The organism is Francisella marina (assembly GCF_008369785.1).
GTDB classification, from domain to species: Bacteria; Pseudomonadota; Gammaproteobacteria; order Francisellales; family Francisellaceae; genus Francisella; species Francisella salimarina.
Map to the genome: position 1 here is coordinate 1,442,302 of NZ_CP043552.1, position 16,737 is coordinate 1,459,038.

A 16,737-nucleotide genomic window follows, 5' to 3' on the forward strand; every position below is an offset into this window, starting at 1 on the left:
AATAAAAAATTAACTGTTTAGTATTTACTAATAATTATTCATTTAGCATAATTAAAATGATAGCAATTAATTTATATCAATTTAATTTTAATAACTGTTAGGAGAATATAACCAATGACTATAAAAAAATTATCAGGAATATTATTTACTTCTGTTGTATGCGTAAGTTTACTTGCTTCATGCGGTCCAAATAAAAAAGAGCGCGCGTTAGAAGATCTTGAGCAACAACAAAGCCAATTAAACGAACAGGCTAAACAAGATCAACTACAAGCTAATACACTAACAACTGATGCTGGAAATCTTGATAAAGAGGCTAAGGCTGATACTTCTAAGTCTCAGTATGACAAAGATCAGGCAAATGTTCTAGATGCTGAAGCTCAACAAAATCTCTCAAAAGCAGCTAGCCTAGATGCACAAATTGAAAAAGCAAAATCTGACGCAACAGAATAAAACATCTCAAATTTTAAATTATTCTAACCCCACTTTTCTTCGTATTCTTTTTTATTCCAGCCAGTTCTAGCATAGCTGCCATCTACAACTAGAGGTCTTTTAAATAATAAGGCATCGGTAACTAAAAGCTCAAATGCTTCTTGCTCCGACAAACTACCAAATTTTTCTTTAAGGCCCATTTCCGTAAAAAGCTTACCCTTAGAGTTGAATAGGTCTATTACCTGAAAATTACCAATTTGTTTTATCTCTTTCATTTCTTGCCAAGTAGGTTTTTTTTGTCTGAGATTTATATATTCAACCTTCTTACCCTTTTCTTCAAAAAACTTGAGGGCATTTCTAACACTTGTACAATTATTTATCCCAAATACCTTTATCATATTATTCTCCTTCTTAAACTAATAAAAGAAACCTTTGATTCCATCAAAAATCATTTCTACCGAAATAGCTACTAGCATCAAACCCATAACCTTTGAAATAACATCTATAGCATGCTCTCCTAAAAATGCAGATATCTTAGGAAGATACCTAAAAAACAACCATAATATAATTGCTACAAATACTAAGCATATATTACCGATAATTTTTGCTTGAAGTGTAATAAAGTACTTATGAGACTCTGTAATTACCGTTGCTATTGTCCCAGGTCCTGCCAATAAAGGTATAGCCAAAGGCACAACTGCCAAATCTCTAGCAGAAACAGCTTTTACATTAGCATTTGACCCGGACTGTGTTAATACTCCCAAAATTCTCAAGCCAAAAAACAAGACAATTACTCCACCACCAGCACGAAAAGCATCTTGATTAATACCAAAAACTGACAATATATCATCACCGAACCACACCATCATACTAAGTATCGCCAAAAATGCTAATATCATCATAGAGACAATTGCATTTTTTTCTTTTCGATCTGATTGTTTTACAGTATCAAGATATATTCCAGCTAATGAAAATGGATTAATTATCGCAAATAAGCTAATAATAAACTTTAAAATAATCGCTATTTTGACTCCTAAAATCACAATATAAAAATTCAATTTATAAAACGTTACACAAATACTATTTACCTAGAAACTAAATGTAAACCCACAATCAAAAATTTTACTCAAAATAGACCGAGTCTTCATTATATACTTTTAGAATAATATCCAGCTCTTCTTTTGTAAGCTTATGAGATAATTTTGGCAACTCATTAATATCAAAAAAATCTACCTTATTAACCTCAAAATTTGGGCTATTCTCGCCACCTACAATCTCTGCTACAAATACCAAACTGTAAACATTATAAATTTCACTTTGAGTATAATTATTTCTATCCATGAGCGCTAAAAATTTAGTCACTTTAATATCATAGCCCGTTTCTTCTTTAACCTCTTTGATACATGTTTCAACTGGCGAAAGATCAATATCACACCAACCACCTGGAATAGTCCATTCACTTGGAGTATCAGCATCTTCAGCCATTAGAAGTTTATTATTTTGAAAAATAACCACTCGCACACCTGGCTGTGGTGTTGGATAATACATATCCCTGTATATATCATAAGGTTGTACATCAGATTTGATATACTCGTGTAACATTTTTGAACTTAACTCTAATAGTTCATGGTAATTATCCAAAGCATATGGACATTTAGAGTAAACAACACCTGTATGTGATATTGCTTGGACTTTCTTTATAAACTCAAATATTTTATCTTTATGCATCAATTTATTTTTTCAAAGCAAATAAAGTAAAATATATCACATATACAACTTAAGATTAATGGTTAAACTTAGCTACAATGCTATTTACAATATAATAAAGGAATCACAATATATGAGAATAGAACATATTGCAATTTGGGTGAAAGATATTGAACTAATGAAAGATTTTTATTGTAAATACTTTAATGCAAAACCAAATGATAAATATATAAATCCCATAAAAGGCTTTTCTTCTTATTTCTTATCTTTTGAATCTGGAGCAAGATTAGAAATTATGCACTCAAAAAATATGAACAATTTAAATCTCGATAATACAGAAAGATTTGGTTTAATTCATCTTGCCATATCAGTAGGATCTAAAGAAAAAGTAGATCAACTAACAGAACAACTAAGAAATGATGGTTTTAAAATTACAGGTAAACCTAGAATCACAGGCGATGGATATTATGAAAGCTGTGTACTTGACCCAGAACAAAATTTAATAGAAGTCACAATCTAACAAAAAATCGTTATACCAAAAATCAAAACCTACTATAAATTAATCTTTTTTGTTTTTATGTTTTTTACCACCATGGACTTTACACTTCTTTAGATCATCTTTTGAATTAGCTTTTTCTACACAGGCTTGTTTTTCTTGCAACATTTTAAGAATTCGTTGCTTTTTAGCCTCAAATTTTTGTTGCTTTGCTTGTTGATTATCTACATTTGCATTCGAATTTGCTGCACTATCTGCAGCAAAAACAAGTACTGGAGAAACCAATAGTAATATTAATAACCTTTTTTTCATATCTTGCTCCCTAAACTATCAAAAATGAAAAGAATTATAGATTGAATATAGCACACATAAACATCAAAATTAATAATTAAACTATTTAAAGAACCTAAATAGCAAACCTTTGGATAGTTACATAGCCCCACTCAGAATCATACTCGAAAGATTCGATAAAATCCGAGCAGACCAACTCTTTCACAACCCTACGCCAAAATCTAGTCGCATAGTCTGCTCCTTGAATCTGTCTAATCTGCCAATTGCCTTTATTCCTTAAAAAAATGTCTTTAGCAAAATCAATTCCAATTCTATTACGTCTATAGCTTGGTAAAATAAAAAACTCCGCAACATCAAGACATTCTTCGAGCTCCTTGATTACCATAAAACCCACTGGCAAGTTATCTATATATACAAGATAACCTATCACACCACCTTTAATAGGCGTTTGGATAACATATAAACCATTAGAATCTGGTTTTTCACCTGTTAAAGGAGCAAACTCACACTCGTAGAGTTGAACTAGATTTTCGTATATGTGATTATTTTGAGAGGTTATTTTTATGATTTTCATAACAACTATCAATATTCAAAAGATATAAATTCATATTATCAAATTGTCGTAATATACACTAGTAACGAGGAAAACTATCCTTTTTTGATTTCAGCAATCTTAGCTTTCCACAGCTTAGGACCTTGCTGATGCGCTGAAACACCAAAAGAGTCTACAGCAACAGTTACAGGCATATCTTCAACTTCAAACTCATAAATAGCTTCCATACCAAGATCTTCAAAAGCAACAACTTCAGCTTTCTTGATTGATTTGGAGATTAGATAAGCAGCGCCACCAACTCCCATAAAATAAACAGCCTTGTTTTTCGCAATAGAGTCAATAGTAGCCTGACCTCTTTCTGATTTACCAATCATACCAGCTATACCGGCTTTCTCTAGCATAAATGGTGTAAACTTATCCATACGCGTGGCTGTAGTAGGACCAGCAGGACCAACCACTTCATCACCAACTGGATCAACAGGACCTACATAATAGATAAATCTACCTTTAAGATCTACAGGGAACTCTTCGCCAGCATTATACATATCCTGTAAACGCTTATGCGCCGCATCACGACCAGTCAAGATCTTACCTGTCAATAAAACATTATCACCAGATCTAAGAGCTTCGATTTCTTCTTTAGTAACTGTATCAAGATTGATTTTCTTAACATCATCATTTTGTGCTTGCTCGATTACTGGCCAATCTTCGATCTTAGGTGCTGGCAAATCAACAGCTCCAGAACCATCTAATGTGAAATGCACATGACGAGTAGCCGCACAGTTAGGAATAAGAGCTACAGGCTTACATGCAGCATGAGTTGGGTATTCATTAACCTTAACATCAAGCACAGTTGTCAAACCACCAAGACCTTGAGCACCTATACCAAGAGCATTGACACGATTATAAATATCTAATCTTAGTTGCTCAGTCTCATTTTGAGGACCATTTTTGATGATATCTTGCATATTAATCTCTTCACCTAGAGATTCTTTTGCAAGAAGCATAGCTTTCTCAGCTGTACCACCAATTCCGATACCAATAATTCCTGGTGGGCACCAACCCGCTCCCATCTGTGGAAGCATCTCTTCTACCCAGTCGATAATGCTATCACTAGGATTTAAAACTTTAAATTTTGACTTAAACTCAGATCCACCACCTTTTGCAGCGATATCAATCTCAATCTTATCACCATGAACCAAATCAATATGTACAATTGCTGGCGTATTATCTTTTGTGTTTTTTCTAGCTCCATGAGGTGGGAAAACCATAGATGCTCTCAAAGGGTTATGTGGATCATTATAGCCACGACGCACTCCCTCATTAACAAGCTCTGTAATTGTTCTATCAGTTTTATCAAGCTTAGCATCCATACCAACTTTTACAAACGCACACACCATACCTGTATCTTGACAGATTGGACGCTTACCCATAGCAGACATTCTTGAATTGATAAGAATCTGTGCCATCGCGTCTTTTGCTGGCTTTGATTCCTCACGTTGGTACGCTTCATACATTGCATCAATAAAATCTTTCGGATGATAATATGAAATATACTGCAATGCTTCTGCAACACTATTTATTAGATCTTCTGTCTTGATAACAGCCATTAGCTAATCCTCTTGTTTTTAAATACAATATTCACCTTTATTATACCAATATTAGCGAATGTTTTTTAAGTTTATAATCTTATTATATCCATTTGCTATAGTTCTTAAAGCAATCAAGTAAGCCTCAAATATTTATGATTAGCACATATGAGAAACTACTTACACAAAAAAACACCAAGCCAACGATAACTCCATTAATAACTTTATCTTTCTTAGATTTAAGTATTCCTTTTCTAACACTATGATTATACAAAGTCCTAACAACTACCACCGTAGCTATCAAACCAATTAAAATTGCAACAACACTAGCCAATAACATAATAATCACACATCCACGTAATTTACTCTTTGCTTAAACCACTTATCCACCAATTTCTTTTTTAGATGTGGATATTCACATTCTACTATAGCTGTAGCACCAGATATTTTATCATAATTATCATAATACTCATTTATATCAAAAGTCTTAAATGTTGAAACTCCTGACTGCTCTTTACCTAAGATATCTCCCGCTCCGCGTATCTCGAGATCTTTCTCAGCCAAATAAAAACCATCTTGCGACTCTCTTACAAGCGATAGTCTTTTCTTGCCAACTTCACTTATCCTATCACTATAAAGCAGTATACAATAACTCTCCTTTGCTCCTCTACCAACTCTTCCTCTTAGCTGATGAAGCTGAGATATACCTAATCTTTCGGCATTATCGATAATCATAATACTCGCATTTGGCACATCTACCCCAACCTCAATCACTGTAGTGGCAACCAATACCTTGTACTTTTTGGCTTTAAAATCACTCATCTCTTGTATTTTATCTTTTGATTTCATGCTGCCGTATACAAGACCTACATTTTCCTGTCCTAAAGCTTCTGCTAGTTCTTTATGTAAAGTTTTGACATCCTGTAAAAAGTCCATATTTTCAGACTCTTCAACCAAAGGACAAACCCAATATACTTGTTCGCCACGAGATACTGCTTCTTTAACTTTAGCTATCAAACTTTGTTTTTTAGCTCTGTTTAAGACTGTCGTTACTATAGGTTTACGATTAGGCGGTAACTCATCAAGTATTGATAATTGCAAATTTCCATACAGAGTCATTGCTAGAGTCCTAGGAATAGGTGTAGCTGAAATTATGAGCTGATGAGGCGTCAAATGCTTATCATTTAGAGATGATTTATTAATCAAAGCTAAACGCTGCTCAACACCAAACCTATGTTGCTCATCAACAACTACCAGACCCAAATTACAATACTCAACACGCTCTTGAAACACAGCATGAGTTCCGACAATAACACAATCTTTTTTAGACTTAATAACTTCTAAACTTTCTCTAGTTTGCTTTGCAGTTAATTTACCTAATAGTGGCACAACATCAATATCCAAATCTGCCATATATGATGCAAAAAAACTATAATGTTGCTCAGCCAAAATCTCTGTAGGCGCCATCACAACAGCTTGATATCCAGATTTAACCGCGGTATAGACAGCCATAGCTGCCACAATTGTTTTACCAGCACCAACATCACCTTGCAGAAGCCTTATCATTGCACTTGATTGACGTATATCCTCTAAAATCTCTGTGATTGTACGTTGCTGAGCTTGGGTTAATTGATAAGGTAACTTTTTATAAAATTCATTTTGCTGAGACTCTTCTAAAGACAATCTTGGAGCACTACTATTTATTATGCTTTTACGAATACTCTCCTCAGCAAGTTTGTAGGCAAGCATTTCTTCAAACTTTATAGAAGATCTAGCAATATTTATAAATTTGTCATCTATAGAATCTGTAAGAGCATGGACATAATACAAGGCATCACTAAAACTCATCAAACCAAATCCACGCAATAGCTGTCTTGGTAAAATATCTGCAACACTTTTACTTTTAAGGCAAGATAAAATTATTCTAGACACCACTTTATCAGAGACCTTTTTTAACCGATAAACTGGTGAAAACTCTTTTTTGATAGCACACACACCATCTTTTATAACTGCCCATTCTGGATGAACCATTTGTGGACTCAAAGATAAATCGACTTTACCATAGCAACGCACATATTCAGCATTTTCAAGTGCAACTATTTGATTAGGGTAAAATTTAAACATTACAATAGTACAAATTCCAGTCTCATCATTTACTACAAAGCGTAAGAATTTCTTACCAAACTTCTTGTATGTTAAATTGGTTATTCTACCCTCAATGAGATACTTCTTATCTGCCACCAAAGAACTTATGGAGCTAACAAAACGAGTATCTTTGTACTCTTTAGGGAAGATTGTCAAAAGGTCATCCGGATTATACAGATTATATTTAGCTAGCGCTTTAATAGTTGCCTCACCAACACCTTTGACTTCATTAAATTGCATAAACTTTTAAACTAGAAAGTCGACTAAACTGAATTTTAACATCTCAAAAGTTAAATTAACAATTCAATTGCTAATAGTACCATTTATTGTTAAATTTGAATAAGCAATTTATAACTAAAAAATATAAACATCATGAAGAGAAAATTATTAATTACTATTTCAATCGCATCAATTTTAGGATTAACTGCTTGTGGTCAAACTGGAGCCTTATACTTACCAGATGAAAAGAATGCAAACTCAGGTTCTACAATTGCCACTTCAGGCTCTAGCATGATGAACAAATCAAAACAACAAATTTCTTCATCAAGTAACAGCAATGACAAGATAGATAATGACCCAAGCGCTCCATCAAAATATATTAATCCAACTCCAGCTGAGGGATATGAAGGAGAAAATAACTTCACTTATAACAATAACATTCAAGACTCTGCTCAAGCAGGAGGAACCCCCCTTGTATAAACACCAAAATTTAGAGCCCTAAGCAAAACAGTAAAACTTATTTATATTACTAGTTTACTTTTTGGACAAAAAATAATAAAATCATCGAGATATTGTATAAAAATAATAAATAAATTTGCCCGGGGAGGGTTTCTAGATGTCTAAAGTTTGTATAGTTACAGGTAAAAGACCTGCTACTGGTAATAATGTTTCTCACGCACAAAACAAAACAAGAAGAAGATTTTTACCTAATCTTCACACTCATAGATTTTGGGTTGAGAGTGAAAATAAGTATATCAAGCTAAAGGTTAGCTCAAAAGGTATGAGAATTATTGATAAAAAAGGTATTGATGCCGTTCTTGCTGACCTAAGAGCTCAAGGTCACAAAATTTAATTAAGCTTTGTATAAAGAGGAATAAGAAAAATGAGAGAAAAGATTAGATTAGTATCTTCTGCTAAGACTGGACACTTCTACACTACTACTAAAAATAAAAGAGAAATGCCAAACAAAATGGAAATTAAAAAGTTTGATCCTGTAGTTCGCAAACATGTAATGTATAAAGAAGCTAAAATCAAATAGAAATAATATATTCTTAAACTTTTAAGGCCTTACACATGAAGCAAGCTTTTCATTTTAAAGGTGGTAACTATACTATCAGTGCCATTAATATTAATGTAACTGAAATTACACAGATTGAGAGTTTACTCAACTCAAAACTCTCGCAATCACCATCTTTTTTCCAAAACACTCCTTTTGCGATTGATATTCGCGATATAGATAAAAGTGAAAAGTGTTCTCTCAATTTTTTAGAGAAAGTTATAGAATCATTCAAAAACAATGGTATGGTTCCAATAGGCTTTGTAGTTGATAACAAAGAGATAAAAACCCAGCTAGCCAAGTCTGGACACAATATTCTTAAAAGTGGTAAAGCCAAAGAAGCAGCTATTGATGAGGCTAAACAATCCTATTCAACAAAAATAATTACCTCTCCTGTGCGTACTGGTCAGTCTATTAATGCCCGAGATGCAGATGTGATTGTCACGGCAAATGTTAATAATGGTGCTGAGATTATAGCCGATGGTAGTATTATTGTATATGGCAGGGTTGGCGGTAGAGTAATTGCTGGCAGCTCAGGAAACAAAGATGCTAAAATAGTATGTAAAGACCTTAAAGCAGAATTAGTCTCTATCGCAGGAAAATATGTTACACTCAACAATGAAAGCATACCTGTTGATAGTTCCAAAACTGATGGGTATATAGTATATCTACAAGATGATAAAATCCATATAGAAGGTTTTTAAAATAATTAAAAATAAGAGGCTTAAACTAAAATGAGTGAAAAAAAACAAGGTAAGGTTTTCGTAGTTACTTCAGGTAAAGGCGGCGTTGGTAAAACAACTTCTAGTGCAGCTATTGCATACGCTTTCGCAAGAAGAAACCTTAAAACAGTTGTTATTGATTTCGATGTTGGTTTAAGAAACCTCGATCTTATTATGGGTTGTGAAAGAAGAGTTGTTTATGACTTGATAAATGTTGTAAGAGAAGAAGCTACTATAAACCAAGCTATTATCAAAGATAAGAGAATTGATAACTTATATCTTATACCTGCTTCACAAACTAGAGATAAAGATGCTCTTACTGAGGAAGGTGTAGATAGAGTAGTCGAAGAATTAAAACAGTCTTTCGATATAATTATTTGTGACTCGCCAGCAGGTATTGAAAAAGGTTCTTTAATGGCTATGAGATGTGCAGATGCTGCAATTATAGTAACTAACCCTGAGGTTTCATCAGTAAGAGACTCTGATAGAATATTAGGAATGCTATCCAGCAAAACTCTAAAGGCACAAAAAGAAGGTGAGTTTAAAGAAATTCATCTACTTCTGAATAGATATGATTCAGCTAGAGCAAAAGCTGGAGCAATGCTAAAGGCTGAGGATGTTAGTGAGATACTGTATACTCCTATCGTAGGAATAATTCCAGAATCTAAAGATATTCTAGAAGCTTCAAATAGCGGCCATCCCGTAACTCATCTTGATGATACTATAGCTGCCAAAGCATTCTTTGATGCAGTAGATAGAATTCTTGGTAAAGATATACCAATGAGATACACAGAGCAAAAAACTGGTTTCTTTAAAAAATTAATAGGTAAATCGTAACTATGTTAGCTAAACTTTTTGGATTAGGCAAAAAACAACAGAGCGCCTCTTTAGCAAAAGAAAGACTTCAAATCATTGTTGCACATCAAAGAAATGAGTTGCATCCAAGATCTTCAAAAATCAGTAGTCATTTACTCGCTGAACTTAAAGATGAAATCATTGAAGTTGTTAAAAAATATGTCGCTTTATCCGAAGATAATATTCGTGACATTGATATAAAAGTTGAAGATAGTAGCAAGAATTCAACAATAGAAGTTAATATTCCTTTTAATTAGTCTATTATTTTATAATGAGTAATATTGAGTTTAGGAATGTTTCCTTTTATAGAGATGAGCGCTGTATTTATGATGATATTTCATTCTTAATACCATCTAACAAAATAACTACAATCTTAGGGCCATCCGGAGCTGGGAAAACAACTATCTTACAACTCATTGCAGGGCTAATAAAACCTGATTCAGGTGATATATATATTGATAATTCTATTATCAGCAAAAGCACACGAGAGAAACAATTAGCCAAACTACGCAAGAAAATGGGGTTCCTCTTTCAATCAGGGGCTCTTTTTACACATCTAAGTGTCTATGATAATATCGCTTTCCCGCTACGAAAAAATACAAACCTTAGTGAAGAATTAATTCATAATATTGTTTTATTAAAACTTCAAGCTGTTAGGCTAGCACACACAATTGATATGATGCCAAGTGAACTATCTGGAGGAATGGCTCGTAGAGTCGCGCTTGCAAGATCAATAGCTATGGATCCTGACATCATGATGTATGATGAGCCATTCACAGGTCAGGATCCAGCCTCTTTTAACAAATTATTAGAACTTATTTCTACACTAAATGAATCATTAGGAATGACTTCTTTAATCGTCTCTCATGATATACAAGAGTCATTAAGTATCTCTGATCATATTATTATAGTAGGTAACAAAAAAGTCATAGCTAGCGATACGCCTGAAAATATAAGAAATAGTAAAGATAAGCAAATACAAGACTTCCTGGCTGGTAGACCTCTAGAAAATAGAGATAAAAAATCAGTAGATAAAAACTTCTTTTACAATGAGATTTTAAGGTGAACCATGTTAGCGTTTAGTAATATATATAAACTTACAATCTCTCTATCGTATAACTTGTTAAGATCTGTTGATCTTATATTAAGAATAATTTTCAGTAAACTAAACATAAGAGATTGCATAACACAGATAAAAGCTGTTGGTGTAAACTCTATTATTATTATAGTTACATCTGGAATTTTTATAGGACTAGTATTAAGTCTACAAGGCTATTATACACTATCAAAATTTGGAGCTCACTCACTACTAGGTGTAATGGTTGCTTTAAGTGTTCTAAGAGAACTTGGTCCTGTAGTTACTGCTATGCTTTTTGCTGGACGAGCTTGTAGCTCGATCACATCTGAAATTGGATTAATGAAAGCAACAGATCAAATCAATAGCTTAAAAGTTATGAATGTTAATCCTATTAGTTTTATACTATCCACAAGATTCTGGGCATGTGTAATTAGCGGACCAATCTTAGCACTTATCTTTGCAACTGTTGCAATACTTGCTGGGTTCGTACTTGCAGAGGCTGGATTAGGAATCAGTTATGGGGAATTCTGGAGCAATATCCAATCATCTGTCACAATTTCAGATATTACAAACGGTATTATTAAGAGCCTTGTTTTTGCATTTATAACTGCATGGATAGCGCTATACCAAGGCTACTACTGTATCGCTGACTCAAATGGTATTGCTAAAGCTACTACAAAAACTGTTGTATACTGCTGTATGAGTGTCTTAGGTGCAGATCTAATTTTAACATCGATTATGTTTGGAGGAATTTAATGAGGAACAAACATTTTGAAACCTCTGTAGGAATTTTTATTATCATAGGTGTTTTATGCCTTGTATTTTTAACATTTAAGGTAAGTGGAACATCTTTTAAATCATTTGGATCAAACGAATACTCAATTGAAGCAGATTTCAAAAATGTAGGATCCCTACGCACAAATGCCTCTGTAAAAATTGCTGGTGTAGAAGTAGGTAGAGTTACAAAAATTTCATTAGAAAAAACTTATAACGGCTTTATGGCTGCAGTCACTATCACAATAAATAGCGATAAGAAAATTCCTGCCAACTACTCTGCTGCAGTAGCAATGTCAGGCATTTTAGGAGATAACTATGTTGCACTAACTCCACCTAGTGAAGATATAATGTCTATAGCAGGTATTGGTGATACTGAAAGTAACTCTGAGCAAGATAAGTACTTACATCAAGGCAGTGTAATAGAGCTTGAAAACACGCAATCTGCTTTAGATCTAGGATCATTAATAAACACCTTTGTAGCAGGAAAGGATGACGATAAAGGCAAGTGATAAGATTTGCTACTTTAAAATATATTATTTTTGTATTAAAATCTATGCTGGTAAATTAAATCTAGGAAAACTGACTATGCTACGTAAAATTTCAATTTTATTTATGATTATGGTGTTAACTATATCAAGTGCTTGGGCTATAGAGAACCCAGTTGATATGCTCAACAGAACTATAGTAAAAACTCAAGATAAGCTAATCAAGAATGCAGAAGAGTACAAGCAAGACCCTTATAAATTGTTACGTCTTGTCGATGTAGAAATTATTCCAATAGTTGCACCCAAAGTAATTGCTCAGCTTGTAGTTGGCACACCAAAATGGAAACAAGCAACTCCAGAGGAACAAAAACAATTTATACGTTCAGCAACTGAGATGTTAGCGTTTATGTATGCTAAAAATGTTGCCTACGCTGGAAAATATAGATTGACGCTATTCCCATTCAACAAGGATGACAATAGCTGGGAGAAAAAGCCTATAGTTGTAGTAAATGGTAAAATTACTAACATTGATAACAATCAAAGCTCTGACTTTGCAGTGAAGATGTTCCAAAAAGATAATCAATGGCATATATATGACTTTGATGTTGCAGGTGTAAGTATTCTAAGAACATACCAACAACAATTTGCAGCCTATAAAACTGTTCCAGAAATGACAGAAGCTGCTCAAAAAGTCACTCAAAAAATCAAAGAAAAAACATATCCAAAACTTTTGGACAAGAACTATAATCTTCAAAGTATAGAATGATAACAATAAATAATAATAAATGGATTATAGAATCAGAATTGACTCTAAAAACAGTTTCACAACTCTATAAGACATACAAAAAGGATCTAACTAAGCTAGACATTATATGGATTATCGATTTTTCACCATGTACAAAAATTGATAGTTCCGGTTTATCACTCATAATTGAATATATAAAATATGCCAAAAGAAATAGTATACAACTAAAGCTAGAAAACATTGATCAGAAAACATTTTCTCTAGCTAAAGTTCACGGCGCAGATACTATACTAGAAGAGTACTTAATTTAGTAATATTGGGAGAAAATATGACAAAAGAACAACTTAAAGACATTTTAGAAAACTCACTAACAAACTGTAACGCTGACATTCAGAGCGATGACAATGTACATTTCTCAGCGACTATAATTGCTGATGATTTTAACGATATGAAAAGTAAAGTTAAAAGACAGCAGTTAGTTTATTCTAAAATAAATGAATATATTCTTTCTGGCGAGCTTCATGCCATTGCAATGAAAACTATTGCTACAGATGAAGCTAAGTAATATTTATTACACCCGCTCTTAAAAACTTAAGTCAAAGCCAATATTCCTCTATACTTAAATCCTAATAATCTTACTATACTAAAAGGTTAATGACAGACCATTATAAAGAGAGCAATGAACTTATCGTTTTAGCAGCACCAATTTCAAATTATTATAAAAAATTTAAAAAACAAATAATTAGCTTTCAGATAGAATATGCCAAGAAGATTTTAGCTAGTAAAGATGATGTTATCATACTTACTAATAAGTCTAATATGTCTACATATAGCGAGTCATTAGGTAAAAATCGAGTATTAGATTTCCCAATGCATGATATATGGATGCGAGACTTTACGATAACAAACCCTCATAAACCTATCATGTTTAGATACACTGCTGCTGGACAAGGAGTATCGAAAAATGCACAAAAGCTTGCTGACAATACTCAATATCAATTTCTTAAATTAGCAAACAAATCTAAACTTTCCTTTATCAAAACCGATCTACTAAATGATGGCGGAAATCTAGTTGATAACTATTATGGTGATGCCATTCTTAGTAAGAAATTTCTTGTTGATAATAAATTAAATATTTCACAAGCAACGAAGAAACTCTTAGCTCTTGGTTTTGATAGAGTCGCATTTATAGAGCCTGATGAGCCATATGGCTTACAACATTCTGATGGAATAGTAAGTTTTATCAATAAAGATAACGTTATAATTAATACTTATCAAGATAGGAGATACACAACCAAACTAAAATCTGATATATCTAATGCTTTACCTAATGTTAATATCTCAGAGATAGTTACTTCACATTGTGAATCTACTACTTACGACAAAAATTTTGGATCAGCGTTTGGGCTATATGTAAATATGCTAGTCACTAATAATAACATATATCTTCCACAGTATGATATAGACACCGACATGGTAGCTATAAGCCAGATGGAGAAGATTACTACAAAAAATATAATCCCTATTAACTGCACTGAAATTTCTAAGCTTGGAGGATCAGTTAGATGTATGTCTCTGCAGTTAAAAGGCGAGAATAGAGATAAACTTATGACATTAGCAGAAAAATCTCTATGACTGTAAAGAATTAACCTTGCTCTGCAAGAGTTTGTATAGTCGAAGCTGGTGAATCTGCATCGCCTGGCAGATCTGCCTTAGCATCATTAATTTTAGTTTGAAGCTTTTCAGACTCTGTTTCGATAGTGTCATCTTTATCAACATTAGCCAAATCAAGAGCACTACTATCAGTTGAGTAACTTTGATCGAAGGCCTCTTGAACTTGAGTAGCTTTATTAACCGTACCAATATTACTTTTGAATATAACTGGCGGCTCTGAAGACTTAGTCGCAGCAGACCCTGTGCTAGCAATCTTACCTTCTACATTCTCACTATCCATTCCTAGTACACCTAATACAGCCATATCTGTCTGAAGTGCCGCATCGTCTTTACGTAAATCTTGCTTAAGAACCTTAGCTATGCCATAGTCATAACTTTGTAAATAAGCATTCCTCATTGCTATATATGGATCTACAGATACTTCTTTCAAATTCGAATAAGAAGGTAAGTATGATACACCTTGGTTTACATAATATGTACCAGTCGTACCAACACTTACACCCCAAGAAATAGCTGGTGCAACAGGGGCAAAGAAGAATATATATGTTAATGGGTTAAATAGTGCATCAACACCTGTTGTAACATCCTCTAATGTACCTGGACCAATCAAAGGCCACACTACATAAGGAGATGCTTCATTATCATCATACACACCCCATTTATGTAAAGTAACAGCGAAGCTTTGATGATATCTCATTGGCTTATCAAACCAGCTATCAGCAACATCAAAATAACCAGCTAAACCTAAAGTAGTATTTGTCAAAAATCTCACACTATCATCACCTGCATAATCTATTTCACCTTGGAATAAATCATTCACGATTCTTGCTGGCTCTGCTAAGTTTTGGAATATATTGAATATACCACTCTTAAATGAATCTGGAACAACAGTATCATACGCATTTGCTGCTGGAGTCAAAGTATCGTAAGCTTTGTCATTAAAAGCATACATAGATCTGTTATAGCTCTCAAAAGGATCTCTATTATCTTTAGTTGCTTTCATACTAGAACAACTACCTAAAGTTACTCCAATAACAGATAGCATTAAAATATTTTTAACATTAAATTTCATTAAAATTAGTCTCTTATTTCAGGTTGGCAAAAATATACAGAGCCTATTATAGTAAATTAACACCAAAAACTCTAATAAAAATTTTCTTAGATATTATATCTTTGGTATTATTTAAAAAATATATACATAATAAAAGAATATTAACTATGAGTAATATTGATAGTAATGAAGTTGATAAATTTTCTCGTTTAGCTAGTGATTGGTGGAATCCAAAAGGTGAACTAAAAACTCTACACCAGGTGAATCCCCTAAGATTAGAGTTTATAAAAAAATTTACTAATCTGAGTAATGAAAAAATAATTGATGTTGGTTGTGGCGGAGGAATTCTAACAGAATCTTTGAAGAATCAGACAAATAATGTTTGTGGATTAGATGCTTCCTCACAAGCTATTAATGTGGCTAAAGAGCATGCAAAACTAAATAATCTTGAAATAGAATATATAAATTCCACTATTGAAGATTTTATTACCAATAATGATACTCAATTTGATGTTATAACTTGTATGGAAATGTTAGAACATGTCCCAGATCCTGAAAGCATTATTGCCTCTATTTCAAAGCTTATCAAAAAAGATGGTCTATTTTTTGCATCAACACTAAATAGAAATATTAAGTCTTATCTATTATCTATAGTTGCTGCTGAACACATCTTAAAAATGGTACCTCAGGGAACACACCAATACGCTAAATTTATTAAACCTTATGAGCTTATAAAAACAGCTGAAAAATATGGTTTTAGTGCTCTGGAAATAATCGGCGTACACTACAATCCTATAACTGACAGTTTTAAACTTGGTAAAGGTAGTGATGTTAATTATATTGTCGCATTCAAAAAGGTATAAA

At 33.1% G+C, this 16,737-nt stretch carries 25 protein-coding genes; 16 read left to right on the plus strand and 9 right to left on the minus strand.

Annotated features, from left to right (window positions below; genetic code table 11):
- Positions 1-114: 114 nt before the first annotated feature.
- A complete protein-coding gene (locus F0R75_RS07070; RefSeq protein ID WP_013922146.1) occupies positions 115-450 on the plus strand; it encodes a hypothetical protein in 336 nt (111 codons plus the stop codon).
- A 23-nt stretch (positions 451-473) separates the two neighbouring features.
- Here F0R75_RS07070 and F0R75_RS07075 read toward each other — a convergent pair whose 3' ends face one another.
- The 3 genes from F0R75_RS07075 to F0R75_RS07085 form a co-directional block, all read right to left on the minus strand.
- A complete protein-coding gene (locus F0R75_RS07075) occupies positions 474-827 on the minus strand; it encodes an arsenate reductase family protein (protein ID WP_013922145.1) in 354 nt (117 codons plus the stop codon).
- An 18-nt stretch (positions 828-845) separates the two neighbouring features.
- Entirely contained in the window at positions 846-1,487 is a 642-nt protein-coding gene (locus F0R75_RS07080) for a MarC family protein (RefSeq protein ID WP_246145945.1), read from the minus strand.
- 64 nt (positions 1,488-1,551) lie between these two features.
- Positions 1,552-2,157: an NUDIX hydrolase N-terminal domain-containing protein gene (locus F0R75_RS07085; RefSeq protein WP_149367826.1), complete on the minus strand. Its 606-nt coding sequence runs from the start codon at positions 2,155-2,157 to the stop codon at positions 1,552-1,554.
- Positions 2,158-2,269: 112 nt separating this feature from the next.
- Here F0R75_RS07085 and F0R75_RS07090 point away from each other — a divergent pair, with 112 nt between their 5' ends.
- The gene (locus F0R75_RS07090) at positions 2,270-2,656 is read left to right on the plus strand and encodes a VOC family protein (RefSeq protein WP_149367825.1); all 387 of its coding nucleotides are present in this window, start codon (positions 2,270-2,272) and stop codon (positions 2,654-2,656) included.
- Between the two features lie 39 nt (positions 2,657-2,695).
- Here F0R75_RS07090 and F0R75_RS07095 read toward each other — a convergent pair whose 3' ends face one another.
- From F0R75_RS07095 to F0R75_RS07115, 5 genes are all read right to left on the minus strand, one after another.
- Positions 2,696-2,944, minus strand: a complete 249-nt coding sequence (locus F0R75_RS07095) for a hypothetical protein (protein WP_149367824.1) — start codon at positions 2,942-2,944, stop codon at positions 2,696-2,698.
- Between the two features lie 94 nt (positions 2,945-3,038).
- Positions 3,039-3,497 (minus strand): hypothetical protein, encoded by a 459-nt coding sequence (locus F0R75_RS07100; protein WP_149367823.1) that lies wholly within the window; start codon positions 3,495-3,497, stop codon positions 3,039-3,041.
- A gap of 74 nt (positions 3,498-3,571) precedes the next feature.
- Entirely contained in the window at positions 3,572-5,086 is a 1,515-nt protein-coding gene (locus F0R75_RS07105) for a fumarate hydratase (protein ID WP_149367822.1), read from the minus strand.
- Positions 5,087-5,210: 124 nt separating this feature from the next.
- On the minus strand, positions 5,211-5,405 hold the full coding sequence (locus tag F0R75_RS07110; protein ID WP_149367821.1) for a hypothetical protein: 195 nt from the start codon (positions 5,403-5,405) through the stop codon (positions 5,211-5,213).
- A 5-nt stretch (positions 5,406-5,410) separates the two neighbouring features.
- A complete protein-coding gene (locus F0R75_RS07115) occupies positions 5,411-7,450 on the minus strand; it encodes an ATP-dependent DNA helicase RecG (RefSeq protein WP_149367820.1) in 2,040 nt (679 codons plus the stop codon).
- 132 nt (positions 7,451-7,582) lie between these two features.
- Between F0R75_RS07115 and lptM the strand changes: the two genes are divergently transcribed.
- From lptM to F0R75_RS07180, 13 genes are all read left to right on the plus strand, one after another.
- Positions 7,583-7,909 carry an LPS translocon maturation chaperone LptM gene (gene lptM / locus F0R75_RS07120; protein ID WP_149367819.1) on the plus strand — a complete coding sequence of 109 codons (327 nt, stop codon included), beginning with the start codon at positions 7,583-7,585 and terminating at the stop codon, positions 7,907-7,909.
- 136 nt (positions 7,910-8,045) lie between these two features.
- On the plus strand, positions 8,046-8,282 hold the full coding sequence (rpmB, locus tag F0R75_RS07125; RefSeq protein WP_013922135.1) for a 50S ribosomal protein L28: 237 nt from the start codon (positions 8,046-8,048) through the stop codon (positions 8,280-8,282).
- A gap of 30 nt (positions 8,283-8,312) precedes the next feature.
- Entirely contained in the window at positions 8,313-8,468 is a 156-nt protein-coding gene (gene rpmG, locus F0R75_RS07130; RefSeq protein WP_004286519.1) for a 50S ribosomal protein L33, read from the plus strand.
- Positions 8,469-8,503: 35 nt separating this feature from the next.
- Entirely contained in the window at positions 8,504-9,190 is a 687-nt protein-coding gene (gene minC / locus F0R75_RS07135; RefSeq protein WP_013922134.1) for a septum site-determining protein MinC, read from the plus strand.
- Positions 9,191-9,220: 30 nt separating this feature from the next.
- A complete protein-coding gene (gene minD / locus F0R75_RS07140; RefSeq protein WP_149367818.1) occupies positions 9,221-10,045 on the plus strand; it encodes a septum site-determining protein MinD in 825 nt (274 codons plus the stop codon).
- Positions 10,046-10,047: 2 nt separating this feature from the next.
- Positions 10,048-10,320 (plus strand): cell division topological specificity factor MinE, encoded by a 273-nt coding sequence (minE, locus tag F0R75_RS07145; protein WP_012279974.1) that lies wholly within the window; start codon positions 10,048-10,050, stop codon positions 10,318-10,320.
- 14 nt (positions 10,321-10,334) lie between these two features.
- Positions 10,335-11,129 (plus strand): ABC transporter ATP-binding protein, encoded by a 795-nt coding sequence (locus tag F0R75_RS07150; protein ID WP_149367817.1) that lies wholly within the window; start codon positions 10,335-10,337, stop codon positions 11,127-11,129.
- A 3-nt stretch (positions 11,130-11,132) separates the two neighbouring features.
- Entirely contained in the window at positions 11,133-11,897 is a 765-nt protein-coding gene (locus F0R75_RS07155; protein WP_013922131.1) for an MlaE family lipid ABC transporter permease subunit, read from the plus strand.
- Entirely contained in the window at positions 11,897-12,427 is a 531-nt protein-coding gene (mlaD, locus tag F0R75_RS07160) for an outer membrane lipid asymmetry maintenance protein MlaD (RefSeq protein ID WP_146421786.1), read from the plus strand. The genes F0R75_RS07155 and mlaD overlap by 1 nt, the downstream gene beginning before the upstream one ends.
- Before the next feature lie 76 nt (positions 12,428-12,503).
- The gene (locus F0R75_RS07165; protein ID WP_149367816.1) at positions 12,504-13,169 is read left to right on the plus strand and encodes an MlaC/ttg2D family ABC transporter substrate-binding protein; all 666 of its coding nucleotides are present in this window, start codon (positions 12,504-12,506) and stop codon (positions 13,167-13,169) included.
- The gene (locus tag F0R75_RS07170) at positions 13,166-13,459 is read left to right on the plus strand and encodes an STAS domain-containing protein (protein ID WP_013922128.1); all 294 of its coding nucleotides are present in this window, start codon (positions 13,166-13,168) and stop codon (positions 13,457-13,459) included. Before F0R75_RS07165 ends, F0R75_RS07170 begins: the two co-directional genes overlap by 4 nt.
- A gap of 17 nt (positions 13,460-13,476) precedes the next feature.
- Positions 13,477-13,713, plus strand: a complete 237-nt coding sequence (locus tag F0R75_RS07175; RefSeq protein ID WP_013922127.1) for a BolA/IbaG family iron-sulfur metabolism protein — start codon at positions 13,477-13,479, stop codon at positions 13,711-13,713.
- A gap of 89 nt (positions 13,714-13,802) precedes the next feature.
- Positions 13,803-14,783 (plus strand): agmatine deiminase family protein, encoded by a 981-nt coding sequence (locus F0R75_RS07180; protein WP_149367815.1) that lies wholly within the window; start codon positions 13,803-13,805, stop codon positions 14,781-14,783.
- 10 nt (positions 14,784-14,793) lie between these two features.
- On the opposite strand, the gene F0R75_RS07185 is transcribed toward F0R75_RS07180, so the two are convergent.
- Positions 14,794-15,894 (minus strand): MlaA family lipoprotein, encoded by a 1,101-nt coding sequence (locus F0R75_RS07185; RefSeq protein WP_013922125.1) that lies wholly within the window; start codon positions 15,892-15,894, stop codon positions 14,794-14,796.
- Positions 15,895-16,040: 146 nt separating this feature from the next.
- Here F0R75_RS07185 and ubiG point away from each other — a divergent pair, with 146 nt between their 5' ends.
- Complete coding sequence (gene ubiG, locus F0R75_RS07190; protein ID WP_149367814.1) at positions 16,041-16,736, plus strand: bifunctional 2-polyprenyl-6-hydroxyphenol methylase/3-demethylubiquinol 3-O-methyltransferase UbiG; 696 nt, start codon at positions 16,041-16,043, stop codon at positions 16,734-16,736.
- Position 16,737: the final 1 nt, after the last annotated feature.

Coding starts and splice junctions, on each gene's coding strand:
- rpmB (WP_013922135.1), top strand. CDS start 8,046: ATGTCTAAAGTTTGTATAGTTACAGGTAAAAGACCTGCTACTGGTAAT.
- minE (WP_012279974.1), top strand. CDS start 10,048: ATGTTAGCTAAACTTTTTGGATTAGGCAAAAAACAACAGAGCGCCTCT.
- F0R75_RS07165 (WP_149367816.1), top strand. CDS start 12,504: ATGCTACGTAAAATTTCAATTTTATTTATGATTATGGTGTTAACTATA.
- F0R75_RS07150 (WP_149367817.1), top strand. CDS start 10,335: ATGAGTAATATTGAGTTTAGGAATGTTTCCTTTTATAGAGATGAGCGC.
- F0R75_RS07110 (WP_149367821.1), bottom strand. CDS start 5,405: ATGTTATTGGCTAGTGTTGTTGCAATTTTAATTGGTTTGATAGCTACG.
- F0R75_RS07105 (WP_149367822.1), bottom strand. CDS start 5,086: ATGGCTGTTATCAAGACAGAAGATCTAATAAATAGTGTTGCAGAAGCA.
- F0R75_RS07085 (WP_149367826.1), bottom strand. CDS start 2,157: ATGCATAAAGATAAAATATTTGAGTTTATAAAGAAAGTCCAAGCAATA.
- mlaD (WP_146421786.1), top strand. CDS start 11,897: ATGAGGAACAAACATTTTGAAACCTCTGTAGGAATTTTTATTATCATA.
- lptM (WP_149367819.1), top strand. CDS start 7,583: ATGAAGAGAAAATTATTAATTACTATTTCAATCGCATCAATTTTAGGA.
- F0R75_RS07100 (WP_149367823.1), bottom strand. CDS start 3,497: ATGAAAATCATAAAAATAACCTCTCAAAATAATCACATATACGAAAAT.
- F0R75_RS07170 (WP_013922128.1), top strand. CDS start 13,166: ATGATAACAATAAATAATAATAAATGGATTATAGAATCAGAATTGACT.
- F0R75_RS07175 (WP_013922127.1), top strand. CDS start 13,477: ATGACAAAAGAACAACTTAAAGACATTTTAGAAAACTCACTAACAAAC.
- F0R75_RS07090 (WP_149367825.1), top strand. CDS start 2,270: ATGAGAATAGAACATATTGCAATTTGGGTGAAAGATATTGAACTAATG.
- ubiG (WP_149367814.1), top strand. CDS start 16,041: ATGAGTAATATTGATAGTAATGAAGTTGATAAATTTTCTCGTTTAGCT.
- F0R75_RS07070 (WP_013922146.1), top strand. CDS start 115: ATGACTATAAAAAAATTATCAGGAATATTATTTACTTCTGTTGTATGC.
- minD (WP_149367818.1), top strand. CDS start 9,221: ATGAGTGAAAAAAAACAAGGTAAGGTTTTCGTAGTTACTTCAGGTAAA.
- F0R75_RS07185 (WP_013922125.1), bottom strand. CDS start 15,894: ATGAAATTTAATGTTAAAAATATTTTAATGCTATCTGTTATTGGAGTA.
- F0R75_RS07115 (WP_149367820.1), bottom strand. CDS start 7,450: ATGCAATTTAATGAAGTCAAAGGTGTTGGTGAGGCAACTATTAAAGCG.
- F0R75_RS07180 (WP_149367815.1), top strand. CDS start 13,803: ATGACAGACCATTATAAAGAGAGCAATGAACTTATCGTTTTAGCAGCA.
- F0R75_RS07095 (WP_149367824.1), bottom strand. CDS start 2,944: ATGAAAAAAAGGTTATTAATATTACTATTGGTTTCTCCAGTACTTGTT.
- rpmG (WP_004286519.1), top strand. CDS start 8,313: ATGAGAGAAAAGATTAGATTAGTATCTTCTGCTAAGACTGGACACTTC.
- F0R75_RS07075 (WP_013922145.1), bottom strand. CDS start 827: ATGATAAAGGTATTTGGGATAAATAATTGTACAAGTGTTAGAAATGCC.
- minC (WP_013922134.1), top strand. CDS start 8,504: ATGAAGCAAGCTTTTCATTTTAAAGGTGGTAACTATACTATCAGTGCC.
- F0R75_RS07155 (WP_013922131.1), top strand. CDS start 11,133: ATGTTAGCGTTTAGTAATATATATAAACTTACAATCTCTCTATCGTAT.